Raw genomic sequence first — 16,503 nt, 5'->3', positions numbered from 1 at the left:
CATCGTAGGAAGGCCCGCCCCGGCCACCAAGCCCGCGGGGCCGCCCGCGCCGCACTGCTGTCACACCTGTCACATCGCCGTCTTCCCCATGCCATTGCCCTCCATCGACATCGAACTCAGCTCGCCCCAGTCGGTGGGCGGCCGGCCGGCGGCCTATCAATCGCTGTGGCTGCTGGTGCGGCTGCACCATGCGCAGCGAATTGGCGAGGTGGTGGCGGTCGATGCCCTGCGCGGGCAGGTGTCGTCCGCGCGAACCCTGCGCATGGTGGTCAGTCGCGCCTTCCGCGACTTCAAGGCCTGGGGCCTACGCGTGGGCTGGGGCCCGGACGCGGCGCGCGACCCGCGCTTCCTCAATGCCGAGGGCCGCAGCCAGGGTCCCTTCTGGCTGCCTGCCGCCGAGGCGCGGCGCCTGCGTCTGCGCGTCGACGGGCAGGCGGCCCGGCCGGCCGATGTGGCGGCGTTCCTGGGTCTTTCCGCATCGCCGCGGCGCGCTCGTACCAGCGCCGCAGAAGCACAGGCCAGCGCGGTGCAACTGCAGGACGCCCGCTTCTGGCACCAGCTCGCCGCCGCGCAGCAGGCCATGCGGCAGGGCCGCTGGGCCGCTCCGGTGCAAGGCCGGCGCGATGCCAAAGCGCCCACCAGCGCGCTGGCCGCCATGCGCCAGGCGGCCGACCTGGCCCAGGACGACTACCAACGCGCGCTGGTCACGCTCAACGAAGCGCTGCTCTGGCGCCGCCTGGGCGACGACGCACAGGCCCGCAAGCGCCTGGCCGCCCTGCAACGCCAGCGCCTGGCCCGCCAGGTGGCCAGCCACGACTACCTGGGCGCGATGGCCGCCATCGTGGGCGCGTGGTGCAGCTACACCGCCCGCGATCTGCCGCAGGCCCAGGCGCAACTGGCCGCCATGACGCGCGATGCGCAGCAGGCGCCGCTGCTGCGCCACCATCCGCAGGTGCGCTTCGAGTGGAGCAACCTGTGGGCGCTCGCCTGCCGCTCGCGTGCGCTGGGCCTGGCCACCACGGACGCCGCCACCGCCGCACTGCAAGCCGACGAGGCCATGCAGCACTTCGGCCGCGCCCTGGCCGCGGCCTTCGAGTCGCATGCCTTCGATGCCGCACAGCATGTGGCGGCCAACATGGGCATGGCCGTGTGGCTGTTCGACCGCGTGGGCCTGGGCGTGCAGGCGGCGGCGCAGGCACGCGGTGCGCAGGCGCGCCGGCATGCGGTGCAGTGGATCGCGTTCAGCGAATGGCTGTGCAGCCTGGCCGATGGGCAGGGCCGCTCGGCGTGGAATGCCATCTACCTGATGCGCATCGCTCGCGGCGACTGCCAGCCGCGCCCCGGCCTGCCATTGGCCGAGTTCGCGGCCTTGCGACCGCTCACGCCCCGCGCCCTTGCCGAAGAGAGCGCGGAGGACCGCCTCGCGCCCGGCCTGGACGGCCCCGCCATGCGCGGCGGCTGGGCCGGGGTGGCCGCGCAACATCTGGCCGATCACGACGCGGGCCAGCGCCGCTACCCCGGCCTGCAGCTGGCGGGCCTGCTGTTCGAGCAGGCCTGGTTCGCCGCCCATGGCCGCGACCTGGGCACCGCGGCCGCGGCCCTCGCCCGGCTGCGCGCCGTGCTGCCGCAGCTGGTGGCCAGCGACCGCGCCTACTTTCGCGACGTCTGGAACGACGCGCTGCCCGCCGAGCTGCTGGCGCTGGAGCCACCGCCACGGCGTGCCGTCCGACGCGCGGCAATGGGATGATCGGCCGACCCATGCCCTTCGAGGCATCCCCCACCTTCCCCCAGAACCCGACCCCCCATGAGCCCCACCATCCTCTACGCCCTGCTTCTTCTGCTGCATGTGCTCGCCGCCGCCTTCTGGGTGGGTGGCATGGCCACGCTGCACCTCGCCGTGCGGCCGGCCGCGGCCGCGCTGCTGGCCCCGCCGCAGCGACTGCCGCTGATGACCGCCGTGCTGCGCCGCTTCCTGATCGGCGTGGACATCGCGATCGCCACACTGTGGCTCAGCGGCTTCGCGATGCTGGGGCAGATGGGCGGCTTCGCGAACGCCCACTGGCGGGTGCATGCGATGGCGGGGCTGGCGGCGGTGATGACGCTCATCTACATCACCATCCGCGCCAGCGCCTTCCCGGCACTGCGCCGCGCGGTGGCTGCCCACCAGTGGCCCGAGGCCGGCGCGGCGCTCAACCGCATCCGGCTGCGCGTGGCCTTCAACCTGGTGCTGGGTGTGCTGGTCTTCGTCGTCGCGCTGCTGGGTCGCGCTGGATGAGGGCGCATTCGCACGCGCATCCCGCCTGGCACGGCGGGCCGGGTCGGTGAGCGGCACCTTCGTCGCCACCCGCCTGTCGGGCACGCTGCGCGGTATCGTCGCCATGCTGGCCGCCTGTGCCGCCTTCGGCGTGGTGGACGCCATGCTCAAGGTGCTGGGCGGCCACTTCGCGCCGGCCCAGGTGGTGGCGCTGCGGGGCTGGAGTTCGCTGCCCATGATCGCGCTGTACATCCTGTGTCGACGCGAGGGCGGGCAGGTGTTCCACCGCGGCATGCGCTGGCGCCTGCATCTGATGCGTGGCGTGCTCAGCGTGTTGATGCTGGTGCTGTACACCTCCGGTCTGCGCACGATGGGGCTGGGCGAAGCCTACACGCTGAGCTTCGTCGCGCCGCTGCTCATCAGCCTGCTCGCTGTGCCCCTGCTGGGCGAGCGGATTCAGCCACGGCACTGGGTGGCCATCGTGGCGGGCTTCGGCGGCGTGGTGGTGGCGCTGCGGCCGGACGGCGAGGCCTTCCTCACGACCGGCGCCCTGGCCGTGCTGGGCGCCGCCGCCTGCTATGCACTGAGCAATGTGCTGGGCCGTCTGGCCAGCCGTACCGAGCCGAGCAGCGCGCTGGTGTTCTGGACCACCGTCAGCCTGGCCGTGGGCGGCGGCGCACTGGCGCTGCCCGTGTGGACGCCCGTGTCCGCGCAGCATGTGCCGGCCATTGCGACGCTGGCCGTCGCGGGCTTCCTGGCGCAGCTGGCCATTTCGGAGGCCTTCCGCCACGGCCAGGCCGCCGCCGTGGCGCCCTTCGAATACAGCGCCCTGGCCTGGGGCCTGCTGCTGGACTGGCTGATCTGGCGCGCCACGCCCGACGCGTGGACGCTGGCGGGCAGCGCCATCATCATCGCCAGCGGGCTGTACCTGGTGCGGCGCGAGGCGCCGCGGGCGGCCGCCTGATCAGACGACCTGGCTGGACTTCAGCCGGGCGACCTCGTCGGCCGAAAAGCCCAGCTCCGCCAGCACCTCGTCCGTGTGCTGACCCAGGGCCGGAGGCGCGCGGCGCAGCACGGGCGGCGTGGCGGTCAGCCGCAGAGGGCTGGCCACGCCGGTGATGGCGTCGATGCCGTCGCCCGCATCGCGCGGCAGCGTGACGGCCAGACCACGTGAGCGCACCTGTGCATCGCCGAAGGCCTGGCCGATGTCGTTGATGGGGCCGCAGGGCACGGCCTTGTCTTCGAGCAGGGTCACCCATTGCGCCGTGGTGCGGGTGCGGGTGACGGCCTCCATCAGCGCGATCAACTCGGCGCGGTGCTTCACGCGCAGCGTGTTGCTCGCAAAGCGTTCGTCGGCCGCCCATTCGGCATGGCCGGCCGCCTCGCAGAAGCGCGCGAACTGGCCGTTGTTGCCGATGGCCAGCAGCATCGATCCATCCTGTGTCGCGATGTCCTGGTAGGGCGCGAGGCTGGGGTGCGTGTTGCCCTGGCGCTGCGGCGGCTTGCCGGTGTTGAGGAAGGCGGTGGCCTGGTTGGCCAGGATGGCCATGGACACATCCAGCAGCGCCATGTCGATGTGCTGGCCCTCGCCGCTGGCCTCGCGCGCACGCAGCGCGGCCAGGATGGCGGTGGAGGCATAGCAGCCGGTGAACAGGTCGATCAGCGCCACGCCCACCCGCAGCGGACCGCCGCCGGGCTCGGCATCGGGCCGACCGGTGATGCTCATCATGCCGCTCATGGCCTGGATCATCAGGTCGTAGCCGGCGCGCTCGGCATAGGGGCCGTCGTGGCCGAAGCCGGTGACGCTGCAGTACACCAGCCGCGGGTTGAGGGCGCGCAGGCTGGCGTAGTCCAGCCCGTACTGGGCCAGGCCGCCGGTCTTGAAGTTCTCGACCACCACGTCGGCCTCGGCCGCCATGCGGCGCAGGATCTGCTGGCCCTCGGCCGAGGCCATGTCCACCGTCATGCTGCGCTTGTTGCGGTTGCAGGCGGTGAAGTAGGTGGACTGCGTGGTGTCCTGGCCCTCGGCGTCCTTGAGGAAGGGCGGGCCCCAGCTGCGGGTGTCGTCGCCCACGCCGGGCCGCTCGATCTTGACCACGTCCGCCCCGAGGTCCGCGAGGATCTGGGTGCACCAGGGGCCCGCGAGCACGCGGGACAGGTCGAGGACCTTGATGCCGTCAAGCGCGGCGGCTGGGCTGCTGGGCATGCTCAGTTGCTGAATGCTGCAATACCCGTGATCGCGCGGCCGAGGATGAGCGCGTGCACGTCGTGCGTACCCTCGTAGGTGTTGACCACCTCCAGGTTCACCAGGTGGCGCGCCACGCCGAACTCGTCGCTGATGCCGTTGCCGCCCATCATGTCGCGCGCCAGGCGGGCGATGTCCAGCGACTTGCCGCAGTTGTTGCGCTTCATGATCGAGGTGATCTCGACCGCGGCGATGCCCTCGTCCTTCATGCGACCCAGGCGCAGGCTGCCCTGCAGGCCCAGCGTGATCTCGGTCTGCATGTCGGCCAGCTTCTTCTGGATCAGCTGGTTGGCGGCCAGGGGACGGCCGAACTGCTTGCGGTCCAGCACGTACTGGCGGGCGCGGTGGAAGCAGTCCTCCGCGGCGCCGATGGCGCCCCAGCTGATGCCGTAGCGGGCGCTGTTCAGGCAGGTGAAGGGGCCCTTGAGGCCCTGCACCTCGGGGAAGGCGTTCTCCTCGGGCACGAAGACGTCGTCCATGACGATCTCGCCGGTGATGGAGGCGCGCAGGCCCACCTTGCCGTGGATGGCCGGGGCCGACAGGCCCTTCATGCCCTTCTCGAGCACGAAGCCTCGGATCGGGCCGACGGCGCCGCCTTCGCTCACTTCCTTCGCCCAGACGACGAAGACGTCGGCCACCGGCGAGTTGGTGATCCACATCTTGTTGCCCTTGAGGCGATAGCCGCCGTCGGTCTTGTAGGCGCGGGTGGCCATGCTGCCGGGGTCGGAGCCGTGGTCGGGCTCGGTCAGGCCGAAGCAGCCGATGAACTCGCCGCTGGCCAGCTTGGGCAGGTACTTCTGCTTCTGCGCCTCGGTGCCGAATTCGTAGATGGGCACCATCACCAGCGAGGACTGCACGCTGGCCATGGAGCGGTAGCCGGAATCGACGCGCTCCACTTCGCGCGCGATCAGGCCGTAGCAGACGTAGTTGAGGCCGGGGCCGCCGTACTGCTCGGGGATGGTCGGGCCCAGCAGGCCCAGCTCGCCCATCTCACGGAAGATCGACAGGTCGGTCTTCTCGCCGCGGAACATCTCCAGCACGCGCGGCGCCAGCTTGTCCTGGCAGTAGGCATTGGCCGCCTCGCGCACGGCGCGTTCGTCGTCGGTCAGTTGCTGGTCGAGAAGGAAGGGATCGTCCCAGTGGAAGGCGGCTTTGGTGGCCATGGCGTGCGGTCTCCGTGCGCGTGAGCGGCTGCAGGTTGCGGGGGATGCGAGGCATCGTACGCCCGGCGCCAATGGCGGCGCAAACGAGAAATCGGCACCCAGGCATGCGTATTGGGCATATCTGGCGACAATGCGCCGCAGATGGTCCAAGGCGACAGGTGGCCATCAACTATGTAGCGACGGCATACCTTCACCGTTGAACTGGACCATGCGACGCAAGATCCCCTCCACCCAGGCGCTGGCCTGCTTCGAGGCCGCGGCCCGGCACGAGAGCTACACCCGCGCCGCCGAAGAGCTGGCTCTGACGCAGAGCGCCGTCTCGCGCCAGATCGGCGCGCTGGAGGCCTTCATGGGCCTCGCGCTGTTCCGCCGCACCCGCCACGGCGTGCAGCTCACGGCGGCCGGTGCCGACTATGCGCGGCAGATCCGCCGCCAGCTCGACGCCATGGAGCGCGACACCCTCGACGCCATGGCCCGCCAGGGCGCGGGCGGTTCGCTGCAGCTGGCGGCGGTGCCAACGCTGGCCACGCGCTGGCTGATCCCGCGGCTGCCGCTGCTGGCGAAGGCGCATCCGGACATCACCGTCCACATCGAGACGCAGACCAGGCCCTTCCTCTTCAACGACACGCCCTTCGATGCCGCGCTCTACACCGGCACGCCGCAGCAGGCCGCGACCTGGGCCGGCACGCGCCACACGCTGCTGCGGCACGAGGAGGTGGTGCCGGTGTGCTGTCCCGCGCTGATGGACGGCCGCGCCGCCCTCACGCCCGCGCAGGTGGCGCGCCTGCCGCTGCTGCAGCAGAGCACCCGGCCCGACGGCTGGCGGCAGTGGTTCGAGGCGCAGGGCGTGGACAACCCGCGCGGCGGCGCCGGGCCGCGCTACGAGCTCTTCTCGATGCTGGCGGTGGCGGCAGCGCACGGGCTGGGCATCGCGCTGCTGCCGCCGCTGCTGATCGAAGCCGAACTGGCCCGCGGCGAACTGGCCATCGCCTGCCCGCGTCCGCTGCGCGGCGAACGCAGCCACTACCTGGTGGAGCCGGCGGTGGACGATGCGCGGCCGGCGCTGGCCTTGTTCCGGCAGTGGCTGGTGGCGCAGGCGGCAGGCTGAGAGGCAGGCTGCGATCGCTCAGCCGTCCACGCGCCCGCGCAGGAAGTCGCTGAGCGCCGAGGCCGCCTCACCCATGCCCGACTGTGGCTGCAGGAGGCCGATGGGCTCGATGGCGGCCATGTCGGCCAGCGGCAGCTCGCGCAGCTCACCGGTGGCCAGCCAGGGCCGCGCCAGGTTCAACGGCAGCAGTGCCAGCAGCGGCTGGTGGCGCAACAGCCAGCCCATGAGCGGCAGCGAGCGGGTGCTGACCGGATAGATCGGCGGCGTGCGGCCGAAGCGCTCGCACAGCGCGTCGAAATGCCCCCGCGCGGCCACGCCGGCAGGCAGCAGCAGCCAGGGATGGGCCGCGAGCGCTGCCCAGGCCTGGTCGGCCGGCAGACCGGCCGCGGGTGAGCCGCCAGGGACGGCGGGATCGGCCAGCAGCGGATGGTCCGCGCGGCAGACCACGGCAAAGCGGTCCTTGCGCAACGCATGGAATTCCCAGCCCTGCGGCATGGCCCCCGGCCGGCGGCAGACCACCAGATCGACCTCGGCACGGGCGATGGCCAGCAACTGGTCCTCGCCCTCGGCCTCGGCCAGCTGCACCCGGATGGCCGGCTGCGCCTGCGCGAACGCGGGCAGCGCATCCACCAGCACGCCGTGGATGGCGGAGACCGACGCGAGCACCCGCACGAAGCCCAGGCCCTGGCGCCGCCGCGCATCCACCGCGCCCGCCACGTCGGCCATGCCCAGCATCAGCTGACGGGCCACGGGCAGCAGGTCGGTGCAGGCGGGCGTGGGCCGCACGCCGCGGGCGTGGCGCTCGAACAGGCGCACGTCGAGAAGCCGTTCCAGATAAGCCAGCGTCTGGGTGACGGCGGACTGCGTCATGCCGATGGCATCGGCCGTGCGCTGCACGCTGCCCAGTTCGGCCAGCTGGAGCAACACCTGCACATGGCGGAACTTGCCGCGGGAAAGCAGGCGATTGAGCAGGGTGGAAGCCGGAGGTGGAGGGGTCATGCCATCGCAAAGTCTAATGACCAGCCACCCGATTTAATTGGTCACTGATCGCTGGGACGATGAAGATGCCGGCTCGATCCGCAGACACACGAGCGCGTTCACGCGCCATCCCAGGAGACATGACCATGCATTCCTTCGATCGCCGGCGCGCGCTCGCCACGCTGGGCGCCCTGCTCGCCACGGCCACCACGGCGCAGGCCCAGGGCAGCGCCGACTGGCCCAGCCGCCCCATCCGCATCATCGTGCCGGCCCCGGCCGGGGGCCCCTATGACCGCACCATCCGACCGCTGGCCCAGCACATGAGCCAGGTGCTGAAGCAGCCGGTGGTGATCGACAACAAGACCAGTGCCGGCAACATCGTCGGCACGCAGATGGCCGCCGCGGCGCCGCCGGACGGCTACACGCTGGTGGCCACCGGCATGCTCAACACCATCGCCCAGTCCATGTACGACGGCATCGGCTTCGACATCGTGCGCGACTTCGAGCACATCGGCACCATCGGCGAAGGTGCGCAGTGGCTGGTGGTGCGGCCCGACGCCGGCGTCAAGGACTTCGCCGACCTCCTGCAGCAGGCCAGGCGCGAGCCCGGCAAGTTCGACTACGCCAGCTCGGGTGCCGGCAGCACCGGCCACCTGGTGATGGAGCAGCTGCAGCGCGCCACGGGCGTGAAGCTGACGCATGTGCCCTACAAGGGCGGCGCACCCGCCCTGCAGGACGTGCTGGCGGGCGTGGTGCCGCTGACCGTGATTCCGTTGAACAGCGCGCTGGCTCCGGTGCAGGCGGGCAAGCTCAAGGTGCTGGCGGTCTCCAGCGCGCAGCGCAGCCCGCTGGCGCCGCAGGTGCCCACCTTCGCCGAACTGGGTTATCCGCAGCTGACGATCAGCGCCTGGATCGGTCTGTCCGCGCCCAAGGGCACGCCCGCGCCGATCGTGCGCCGGTTGCATGCCGCACTCGCGGCCGCGCAGGCCGACCCGACAACACGCAAGCAGCTGGAGTTCGAGGGCATGACCGCGCTGTCCACCACGCCGGAACAGTACGCGCAGCTGGTGCGCAGCGATACCGAACGCTGGGGCCAGCTGGTCCGCAGCCTGAACCTCAAGGCCAACTGAGCCTCCTCCCTTCGCCTTTCCGACCATGCCCTTCGTCACTTCCCACGGCCGCGCCATCTACTACGAACGCCAGGGCGACGGCCCGGCCATGCTGTTCTGCCATGGCGCCGGCTCCAATGCCGCCACCTGGTGGCAACAGCTGCCCGCGTTCGCGTCCCGCTACAGCTGCCTGACGATGGACATCCGCTGCTTCGGCCGCTCGGCCGCGCCGCTGGCGGAATTCGACCTTGGGCTGTTCGTGGACGACGTGATCGCCATCCTCGACCACGAGGGCATCGACCGTGTGAGGCTGGTGGGCCAGTCGCTCGGCGGCATGATCGGGCTGAAGCTCGCCCTCTCGCATCCCGGGCGGGTGGCAGCCTTCGCGGCCTGCGACACATCGATGGCGGTGGACCATCCCGTGCTGCTGGACATCCTGGCCACGCGCCAGCTGTCGCAGAAGGCGGTGAGCATCGAGCAGCGTTCGCTGGGCCGCTGGTTCCTGGACCATGAGCCGGAAAAGGCCGCGCTCTACGCGCAGATCAACCACTTCAACCCCAGCGCCCATTCGATTCCCGCCGCCGACTGGGGTGCGGCGCTGCAGGGTCTGATGGCGCCGGACCGGCTGATTCCGCTGGCGGCGCTGGACGCGTTGGCCTGCCCCACGCTCTTCCTGGTGGGCGACCAGGATCCGATCGTGCCGGTGGCCGTGGCCCGCGAATTCCACGAACGGGTGGCCGGCAGCGAACTGGTGGTGGTGGCCGATGCGGGGCACTCGGCCTACTTCGAACAGCCGCGGGCGTTCAACGCGGCGGTGCTGGACTTCCTGGCGCGGCGCGCAGCCTGAGCGTCCGGCGTTCGCTTTCAGCCCACGGTCTGCGGGCCATCCGCATGCCGCAACCGAAGCAATAGCCGAAGTCGCGAGCCGCAGCGCAGACGCGCGCTCAGCCGCCCGCCGAGAGTTCGACGGCGCGCCGGTGCGCCGCCTCGGCCGCCTTCTTCACCAGCACCCGCAGCGCCTCGCCCTCTTCGAACACGGCGATGGCCGCGGCCGTGGTGCCGTTGGGCGAAGTGACGGCTCGGCGCAATGCCGCGAAGTCGGCATCCGGCTGGTGCTGCAGCGCGGCGGCGCCCCAGGCCGTGTCGGCCGCCAGGGCACGGGCCAGTTCGGGCGACAGGCCGAGCGCCAAGCCGGCCTGCGCCAGCGCCTCGCTGAACAGGTGATAGTAGGCCGGACCGCTGCCGCTGATGGCGGTGACGAGGTCGATGTGCGATTCCTGGTCCACCCAATGCGCGCTGCCCACGGTGGCGAACAGGGCGCCGACCTGCTCGCGCCGGGCCTCGTCCACGCCGGGCGCGGCGTAAAGGCCGGTGCAACCGGCGCGCAGCATGGCCGGTGTGTTGGGCATGACGCGGATGACCGGCGTGCCCAGGGGCAGGGCTGCTTCGAGCGTGGCGACGGTGACACCGGCGGCCACGCTCACCACCACGGCCTGGGCCAGCCAGTCGGCGGGCAGGGCGCGCAAGGCGTCGGCCGCCATGGCCGGCTTGACGGCCACGACCACCAGGTCGACACCGCCCGCCGCATCGCCCGCCGATTGCAGCGACTGCACGCTGGCATGCCGGCCGGGTACCGGCGCAGCGCCTTCAGGCAGAGGCGCGGGATCGATGGCCAGCAGGGTCTGGACGCGACCGCTGTCGCGCCAGGCCTCGCCGAGGGCGCGGCCCATGTTGCCGTAGCCGAGGAACAGGACTTTCATGAGGGGTGCCGTGAGAAGGAGGGGAGGAAAGGGGTCGGTCGGCATTGTCGTGCGCCCCGCGCCTGCCGCTTCCTGCCGCCGGCCCCGCCGGCTGCTCACCGAGGCCTTGCCCACAACGAAAAAGCCGGCACGCTTTCACGTGCCGGCTGCAGTCAGGCGCCTCCCAGGCCCCATCCCGGACCTCTTTCACAGGCGGTGCCCGCCTGAGGGGACGAAGACGAACCCGGTGTCAGGCCCGGTCCGCCTCCATCCCGTTCTGCCGGGGGTTCGCCACGCACGGCCGATCCCTCAGGAATCGCACGGCGTGGCGTGGCGGCCTGATTACAGGCCGGCCTTGCGGTAGACGGACAGGCTGCCCTGGGTGTACTGGGCCGGGATGGTGCTGTTCACGAAGGCCTTGGAGTCCAGGTTCCAGGTCGGGCTGTGGGCAGCGGCGACGGCTTCGGCCTGCACGGCGGCACGGCTGCGGGGAGCGGCCGGGGCCACGGCGACCTGCTGGCCGACGTATTCCAGGTTCTGCTCGGCGCGAGCGGCCTGCACAGCCTGGGCGTTCACTTCGGCGCGGCTGAAGGCCGACACGGGGGCGACGACGCCTTGGTATTCCTCGGCGCTGGCGCCGGCAACGGCGGCGAACGACAGGGCGGCAAGGGCGATGATCTTCGAGGTCTTGGTCATGATTTTTCTCCTAAGCAGAGCGTTGAACAGAGCGGGCGGGGCACCTGCCCCACCGGCTTCGGGTCTGCGTTCAATCGCTGGCCCGTGAGATGAATTGTGGACCGTTGAGCTAGGGAAAACCCTGGTCGTTGCCGAACGTGCTGTTCACGATCAGGAAACAATGAGGCCAGGCAGCCTGTGGGATTGTTCCTACGTCGCCGCGCCTGGCGCGGGGGGCGGCCCCCAGCCGTGGCATTCAGTCAGCGCGCGGGCGGGGAGGGCGGCAGGTTGCCCGGCCAGGGGTAGCGCGCCTGCGTCACGTTGCGCAGCAGGGCCTCTCGCTGGCCGCGGCTGATGCCGCGGATGCCCTCGGCCACCCACTGCACGCGCTGCGGGTCCAGGCTGCCCTCACGCTGCCAGCGCTCGGCGGCGGCGCTGGGCGCATGCAGCATGGCCGCCAGCCAGACCGCCTGCGCCGGCTCCAGCCGCGCCGCCGGGCGGCCGAAATAGAAGCGCGCTGCCGCCTCGGCGCCGCAGACCCGGCCCCAGGGCGCATGGTCCAGGTACAGCTGCAGGATGCGCGCCTTGCCCAGCTGCTGCTCCATGTCCACCGCGTAGAGCAATTCGCGCAGCTTGCGCTGCAGGCTGCGCTCGCTGCCGGTCACCAGCACCTTGGCCAACTGCTGGGTGAGCGTGCTGCCGCCGCGCTCGACCGCACCCTTGTGCTGGTTGCGGTCGAAGGCGGCCTGCAGCTCGATCAGGTCGAAGCCGGGATGCTGGAAGAAGCGCTGGTCCTCCGCCGCGATCACCGCGCGGGCCAGCCAGCTGTCGGCCTTGAGCTGGGCGGAAGGCCCGCACTGGCTGCGCGCATTCAGCAGCGCCTCGGTGCCCAGGCCCTCCACGGTGAAGCCGCTGATGCGCGGCTGCAGCCCCAGCGTGCCCGAGGGCAGCTGCACTTGCAGGCGGCCCGACGCCGTGCCGCCGATGCGGGCGCGCTCCAGCTCGGGCAGGCCCGTGGCCAGCACGGCATACCAGCGCGCGATGGGTGCCTCGTCGAAGCTGGCATCGATGTGCAGGTCACGCTGCGTGAGCCGGCCCTGCCAGCGGCCGTGCAGGCTTTCGGTACTCGCGCTGGCTGGCACCGCGTCGAGCTCGCCGCGCAGCACATCCACGTCGCGCCGTGCTGTCAGGCGCAGCTCGGTCAGCTGAAGCGGCTGCGAGCCCATCGCCGCGAGCCCGAGGCGACAGGGCGCGCAGCGCAGGCCGAGTTGCGTACGCGGGGCGTCCCAGTGCAGGTCGATGGGGCCCTGGGCCGTCTGCAGCCGGCGGCCGTCCAGTCGCGGCGCGATCCAGGACGAGGTGGCCAGCCGCAGCACCGTGGGCACGCCCACCGGCACCGTGAAGGGACCGACGCGCCAGTCCACCGCCCATTCGTCCTTGGCCGGCGCGAGCGCGATGCGCACCACCGCCACGGCCGCCACCGCTGCCGTCAGCAGCAGGGCCAGCAGGCCCCACAGCAGCAAACGCAGCCCCTTGTTCACATCGCGTCCCGTTGTCTGTCGTGTCGTTCATGGCGGCGAGACCACGGTCACCGCCGTCCAGGGACCGGCGGCGCTCGTGCGCCAGCTGGCCCAGTACCAGGCGGAAGTGTCGGTGAAAGATCGGCCGGCGGCATCCTCAATGCGCTCGCACACGCGCTGGGTGCTGCTCCCCGCGCGCTCGGCGTGGAAGCAGCGCCACAGCCGGCCGCGCGCATCGTGTTCGAGCCGGGCCTGGAGGATGCGGTAGCCCAGCGCGCGCCAGCAGTCCTCGGCCGGATGCAACAGGCGCGTGGGACGCTCGACCTGCCGCATCACCAGCACCTGCCGGCCGTCGGTGAAGCGGGCGATGTGGCCGGGAAAGTGGCGGACGAAGCGGGCTTCCACCTCGCCCAGCGCCTGCGGCCTCAACGGCACGCCGCCCCAGGTGGCGGGCCATTCGGGCGAGGCGGCATGGGACGAAGACGGCACGACACCGTCCTGCGCCAGCGGCCAGAGGCTGGCCACCAGGCTCACCACCAGCACGAGCGCGAACGCCAGCTTGTGCAGCACCCGGTGCGCGAAGTGGTTGCGCCATGGCGAAGGCGCGAAGACATCAGGCCAGCGCATGGCGATCCTTTCCGAGGGCAAGGCCCTGCGGTGCCGCGCGCAGCATCCGCCGCCCGATGGCACCGCACACCACGGCGAGCAGCGCCAGCCCCAGCGCCTGGTGCAGCAGCGGCCCGGGCGCATGGCCGGCGCCCTCCAGGCCCACCAGCAGGGCATTGCGCAGCACATTGCCGCCGAGCACCACCAGTCCGACCACGGGCAGCCGGCGCAGGAAGGCGCGGTCGTCCATCCGCGTCATGAACAGCGCCACCACGCAGGCGGTGAAGTAGCCCATCCACACCATCTGCACGCCGGAGCAGGGCGCATCCACGATCACCAGCCGGCCATCGACCCACAGGCTGCTGCCGGCACGCTCGACGACGAAGAACGGCGCCAGCAGCCAGCGCGCCGCCTCGGCCGTGACCAGCCGCAGCGGATAGCCCGCATAGAACTGCAGCGAGGACAGCAGGGGCAGGGCGAGCACCGCCAGGCCCAGCACCGGCAGGGCAGGCTGCCCATTGGGCAGAAAGGCGAGCAGCACGCAGGCCAGGGCCAGCACGGCCAGCAGGCCGGTGGCCAGCGGCGGCAGCGCACCGCCGGCCCGCAGCAGCGAAGAGGCCAGCACGCCGAACGCCGCCACGGACAGCAGCCCCAGCCGCGGCGAGGCACGCAGCGACCGCCGACCCTGCCAGGCGAACAGGCCCAGCGCACCCAGTGCCAGCAGGCCCAGCGGATCGTCCGAACGGTCCAGCATGCGGGCGCCCATCCAGCCCCAGGTGGGCCAGAGCACCAGGGCGGTGGCCAGCAGCCACAGCACAGGCGGCAGGCGGTCGAGACGGATCGCCGCCTCCAGGCTGCGGGGATGGCGGCCCGCCCAATCGACGAGGTTCATTGGCGTTGCTCCCTCGATCAGGCGGTCATGCGCCGCGCGTCGTGCCGACGCAGCCGGCGGCGCAGCATGGCGAGCATGCCCAGCGCCACGGCCACGGCACCCAGCGTCTCGGGCTCGGGCGTGGCGGGCACCGGCATGCCCAGCGCGAGTTCGCTCACGCCTTCGGGCAAGGGTTGCGGCTGGTCGACCGTCGTGCCGGCATCGCCCGTGCCGCGCACCACCTGGTCGACGGCGATGAAGCTGGTGTAGGCGGTGAGCAGGCTGTACTTGAGCCCCAGCGCGGTGATGGCGTCGCGCTGCTGGCCGCTGCCTTCCAGGCCCTCCTGGTCGTCCAGCGCCGCGATGCGGTCGCGGGCCCACAGGGCGCGCAAGGCCGTGGCCTGAGGGGCCAGGCTGCCTGCGTCCACCGGCAGCACCTGGCGCCACGGGCCTTCGGCGCTGCGGCCTTCCACCACCAGCTGGCCGCGCGGCGTGCCGCGCCACTTGCCGAACAGCACCACGGGCCGCTCGCCCAGCACGTCGGGCAGCCGGGCCGGTTCCACGTCGTACACCTCCAGGCCGTCGAAGCGCGCCTTCAGGCCGGTGAGCACCGGCGACTCCACCATGCGGCGAAAGCGTGCTGCCTGTTCGGGCGCCTGCCGTTCATCGGTGATGACGAAGGGCTCGCCACGGCCAGCCCGGGCCAGGCCCTCGATCAGGTGCCGGTTGACCGAGGCGCCGATGCCGAAGGCGAACAGGTTGGCCTGGTCCAGGTGCTCGCGCACCAGCGTGAAGGCCTCGCGTTCCACCGTGACGTAGCCGTCGGTCACCACCACGATGCTGCGCGAGACACCCTCGGCCTTGGGCTGGGCATAGGCCTGGCGCAAGACCGGGATCAGCTCGGTGCTGCCGCCGCCCTGGATGTCGGTGAGCGTCCTGAGCGCCCGCTCGATGTTGGGCCGTGTCGCCGGCACCGGCCTGGGCGACAGCATGCGGTTGCTGCCGGCGAACAGCATCACGTTGAAGGTGTCGCTGGGCCGCAGGCCACCGATCAGCCGCTCGAGCAGGACGCGCGCCGTGTCCAGCGGAAAGCCGTGCATGGAGCCGGAGATGTCCACCACGAAGAGGTAGTCGCGCGGCACGATGCGCTCGGCGGCCACGGCGCGCGGCGGCTCGACCATCGCGAGGAAGAAGTTCTCCGCATCCGGCCCGCTGCCCGGATAGAGCATCAGGCCCGACTGGATGCGCTCACCGGCGAGGGCGAAGTCGAGCACGAAGTCGCGGTTGGCCAGCGGCCGGCCATCCTCGCGCAAGGTGAGGGCGGCATGCCGGTCGTCGGGCCTGGGTTGGATGGCCAGCGCATGGCTGGACGAACGGATGTCCGCCAGCGGCAGCGGCGCATCGAGGCTCAGCTTGAGCGAGAAGGCCGCGGCACTGGCCGTGCCGGCGGGCAGCGTGGGCTGGGCGCTCCACGGTCCCCCGCCACCACCGGTGCCCACGTAGCGCGGGCCCACCACGGTGGGGTAGACGAACTGGTAGCGGCCCGACTGCGGCAGCAGCAGCTCGGTGTAGCGCAGTTCCACACGCACCTCGTCGCCCGGCCGGATGTTGGCCACGTTCATCTGGAAGACGTTGGGCCGCTCGGCCTCGAGCAGCGCAGCCGTCTGGCCGGCCTGCTTCGCTTCCTGGTATTCCAGCCGCGCCTGCTGCTTCTCGCGGATCTGCGCGGTGATCAGCCGGTCGGCGATGCGCACGTTCATTCCACCGACGGCGGCGCGCGTGGAGCCGGGAAAGACGTAGCGCGCCTCCAGCGTGCGCTCGCCTTCGTTGCGGTAGGTCTGCGTCACCCGCACGTCGGCGATGACACCGGCGATGCGCACGTCGACGTCGGTGCGCTTGAGGGGCAGGCGGTCGGTGCCGGGGGTGTCGCTTTGCACCACCAGATAGGGACTCGCGGTGGCATCGTTGCCAGCCTCCTGTGCAAGGACAGGCCGGCACACCAGCAACGCAAAGGCGGCCAGCGCCATCAGCGCCGTGAACGCCCACAGGCCGCAGCCGCGGGCTTCGGGACTGCGCCGGGGGCGCCAGGACAAGTTCGGATTCATGGTCGGTTCCTTCCTCGGTGTGTGCGATGGGAAGGACTGTCCGCGCGGCATCCGAAGCCAGAAGGAAGGGCCGATGAAGCCCCACGCGCCATGTGAAGCCTGTGTGAAGTCCGTGTGCAGCGCCCTTCAG

General features: G+C 71.6%; 15 protein-coding genes. 6 read left to right on the top strand and 9 right to left on the bottom strand.

Translation table 11 applies throughout. From position 1 onward, the window contains the following. Positions 1-88: 88 nt before the first annotated feature. Genes ACT54X_RS00700 through ACT54X_RS00690 form a run of 3 tightly spaced genes read left to right on the top strand, consistent with a single transcriptional unit; the run spans position 89 to position 3,218 of the window. Positions 89-1,747: a hypothetical protein gene (locus ACT54X_RS00700; RefSeq protein ID WP_294366231.1), complete on the top strand. Its 1,659-nt coding sequence runs from the start codon at positions 89-91 to the stop codon at positions 1,745-1,747. A 57-nt stretch (positions 1,748-1,804) separates the two neighbouring features. Beyond that, positions 1,805-2,275: a CopD family protein gene (locus tag ACT54X_RS00695; RefSeq protein WP_294366228.1), complete on the top strand. Its 471-nt coding sequence runs from the start codon at positions 1,805-1,807 to the stop codon at positions 2,273-2,275. A 46-nt stretch (positions 2,276-2,321) separates the two neighbouring features. Next, a complete protein-coding gene (locus tag ACT54X_RS00690; protein ID WP_294366226.1) occupies positions 2,322-3,218 on the top strand; it encodes a DMT family transporter in 897 nt (298 codons plus the stop codon). Here ACT54X_RS00690 and ACT54X_RS00685 read toward each other — a convergent pair whose 3' ends face one another. After that, positions 3,219-4,460 carry a CaiB/BaiF CoA transferase family protein gene (locus tag ACT54X_RS00685; protein WP_294366224.1) on the bottom strand — a complete coding sequence of 414 codons (1,242 nt, stop codon included), beginning with the start codon at positions 4,458-4,460 and terminating at the stop codon, positions 3,219-3,221. A gap of 2 nt (positions 4,461-4,462) precedes the next feature. Next, complete coding sequence (locus ACT54X_RS00680; RefSeq protein ID WP_294366222.1) at positions 4,463-5,662, bottom strand: acyl-CoA dehydrogenase; 1,200 nt, start codon at positions 5,660-5,662, stop codon at positions 4,463-4,465. Between the two features lie 208 nt (positions 5,663-5,870). On the opposite strand from ACT54X_RS00680, the gene ACT54X_RS00675 reads away from it, so the two are divergent. Beyond that, the gene (locus ACT54X_RS00675; protein WP_294366221.1) at positions 5,871-6,770 is read left to right on the top strand and encodes a LysR substrate-binding domain-containing protein; all 900 of its coding nucleotides are present in this window, start codon (positions 5,871-5,873) and stop codon (positions 6,768-6,770) included. 18 nt (positions 6,771-6,788) lie between these two features. On the opposite strand, the gene ACT54X_RS00670 is transcribed toward ACT54X_RS00675, so the two are convergent. Further along, on the bottom strand, positions 6,789-7,769 hold the full coding sequence (locus ACT54X_RS00670) for a LysR family transcriptional regulator (protein ID WP_294366219.1): 981 nt from the start codon (positions 7,767-7,769) through the stop codon (positions 6,789-6,791). A gap of 125 nt (positions 7,770-7,894) precedes the next feature. Here ACT54X_RS00670 and ACT54X_RS00665 point away from each other — a divergent pair, with 125 nt between their 5' ends. Further along, positions 7,895-8,878: a Bug family tripartite tricarboxylate transporter substrate binding protein gene (locus tag ACT54X_RS00665; protein WP_294366216.1), complete on the top strand. Its 984-nt coding sequence runs from the start codon at positions 7,895-7,897 to the stop codon at positions 8,876-8,878. A gap of 25 nt (positions 8,879-8,903) precedes the next feature. Next, a complete protein-coding gene (locus ACT54X_RS00660) occupies positions 8,904-9,704 on the top strand; it encodes an alpha/beta fold hydrolase (RefSeq protein WP_294366214.1) in 801 nt (266 codons plus the stop codon). Positions 9,705-9,801: 97 nt separating this feature from the next. On the opposite strand, the gene proC is transcribed toward ACT54X_RS00660, so the two are convergent. From proC to ACT54X_RS00630, 6 genes are all read right to left on the bottom strand, one after another. Further along, positions 9,802-10,617, bottom strand: a complete 816-nt coding sequence (proC, locus tag ACT54X_RS00655) for a pyrroline-5-carboxylate reductase (RefSeq protein WP_294366212.1) — start codon at positions 10,615-10,617, stop codon at positions 9,802-9,804. Between the two features lie 321 nt (positions 10,618-10,938). Next, positions 10,939-11,292, bottom strand: a complete 354-nt coding sequence (locus ACT54X_RS00650; RefSeq protein ID WP_294366209.1) for an alpha/beta hydrolase — start codon at positions 11,290-11,292, stop codon at positions 10,939-10,941. Positions 11,293-11,531: 239 nt separating this feature from the next. Next, positions 11,532-12,812, bottom strand: a complete 1,281-nt coding sequence (locus tag ACT54X_RS00645; protein WP_294366208.1) for a biosynthetic peptidoglycan transglycosylase — start codon at positions 12,810-12,812, stop codon at positions 11,532-11,534. Between the two features lie 27 nt (positions 12,813-12,839). After that, the gene (locus tag ACT54X_RS00640) at positions 12,840-13,418 is read right to left on the bottom strand and encodes a hypothetical protein (protein ID WP_294366206.1); all 579 of its coding nucleotides are present in this window, start codon (positions 13,416-13,418) and stop codon (positions 12,840-12,842) included. Continuing rightward, positions 13,405-14,289, bottom strand: coding sequence for an exosortase Q (gene xrtQ / locus ACT54X_RS00635; RefSeq protein WP_476344479.1), 885 nt, complete (start codon positions 14,287-14,289; stop codon positions 13,405-13,407). The genes ACT54X_RS00640 and xrtQ overlap by 14 nt, the downstream gene beginning before the upstream one ends. 17 nt (positions 14,290-14,306) lie before the next feature. After that, the gene (locus ACT54X_RS00630) at positions 14,307-16,373 is read right to left on the bottom strand and encodes a VIT and vWA domain-containing protein (protein ID WP_294366202.1); all 2,067 of its coding nucleotides are present in this window, start codon (positions 16,371-16,373) and stop codon (positions 14,307-14,309) included. Positions 16,374-16,503 lie beyond the last annotated feature (130 nt).

This window comes from Pseudacidovorax sp. DMC4 (assembly GCF_056314265.1).
Note: the sequence above shows the minus strand (reverse complement) of the source record. Positions and strands in the feature narration are given on the sequence as shown.

What these genes read in the sequence shown, in the direction of transcription:
- ACT54X_RS00700 (WP_294366231.1), top strand. Translation starts at nt 89, where the DNA reads ATGCCATTGCCCTCCATCGACATCGAACTCAGCTCGCCCCAGTCGGTG.
- ACT54X_RS00695 (WP_294366228.1), top strand. Translation starts at nt 1,805, where the DNA reads ATGAGCCCCACCATCCTCTACGCCCTGCTTCTTCTGCTGCATGTGCTC.
- ACT54X_RS00685 (WP_294366224.1), bottom strand. Translation starts at nt 4,460, where the DNA reads ATGCCCAGCAGCCCAGCCGCCGCGCTTGACGGCATCAAGGTCCTCGAC.
- ACT54X_RS00680 (WP_294366222.1), bottom strand. Translation starts at nt 5,662, where the DNA reads ATGGCCACCAAAGCCGCCTTCCACTGGGACGATCCCTTCCTTCTCGAC.
- ACT54X_RS00675 (WP_294366221.1), top strand. Translation starts at nt 5,871, where the DNA reads ATGCGACGCAAGATCCCCTCCACCCAGGCGCTGGCCTGCTTCGAGGCC.
- ACT54X_RS00670 (WP_294366219.1), bottom strand. Translation starts at nt 7,769, where the DNA reads ATGACCCCTCCACCTCCGGCTTCCACCCTGCTCAATCGCCTGCTTTCC.
- ACT54X_RS00665 (WP_294366216.1), top strand. Translation starts at nt 7,895, where the DNA reads ATGCATTCCTTCGATCGCCGGCGCGCGCTCGCCACGCTGGGCGCCCTG.
- ACT54X_RS00660 (WP_294366214.1), top strand. Translation starts at nt 8,904, where the DNA reads ATGCCCTTCGTCACTTCCCACGGCCGCGCCATCTACTACGAACGCCAG.
- proC (WP_294366212.1), bottom strand. Translation starts at nt 10,617, where the DNA reads ATGAAAGTCCTGTTCCTCGGCTACGGCAACATGGGCCGCGCCCTCGGC.
- ACT54X_RS00650 (WP_294366209.1), bottom strand. Translation starts at nt 11,292, where the DNA reads ATGACCAAGACCTCGAAGATCATCGCCCTTGCCGCCCTGTCGTTCGCC.
- ACT54X_RS00640 (WP_294366206.1), bottom strand. Translation starts at nt 13,418, where the DNA reads ATGCGCTGGCCTGATGTCTTCGCGCCTTCGCCATGGCGCAACCACTTC.
- xrtQ (WP_476344479.1), bottom strand. Translation starts at nt 14,289, where the DNA reads ATGAACCTCGTCGATTGGGCGGGCCGCCATCCCCGCAGCCTGGAGGCG.
- ACT54X_RS00630 (WP_294366202.1), bottom strand. Translation starts at nt 16,373, where the DNA reads ATGAATCCGAACTTGTCCTGGCGCCCCCGGCGCAGTCCCGAAGCCCGC.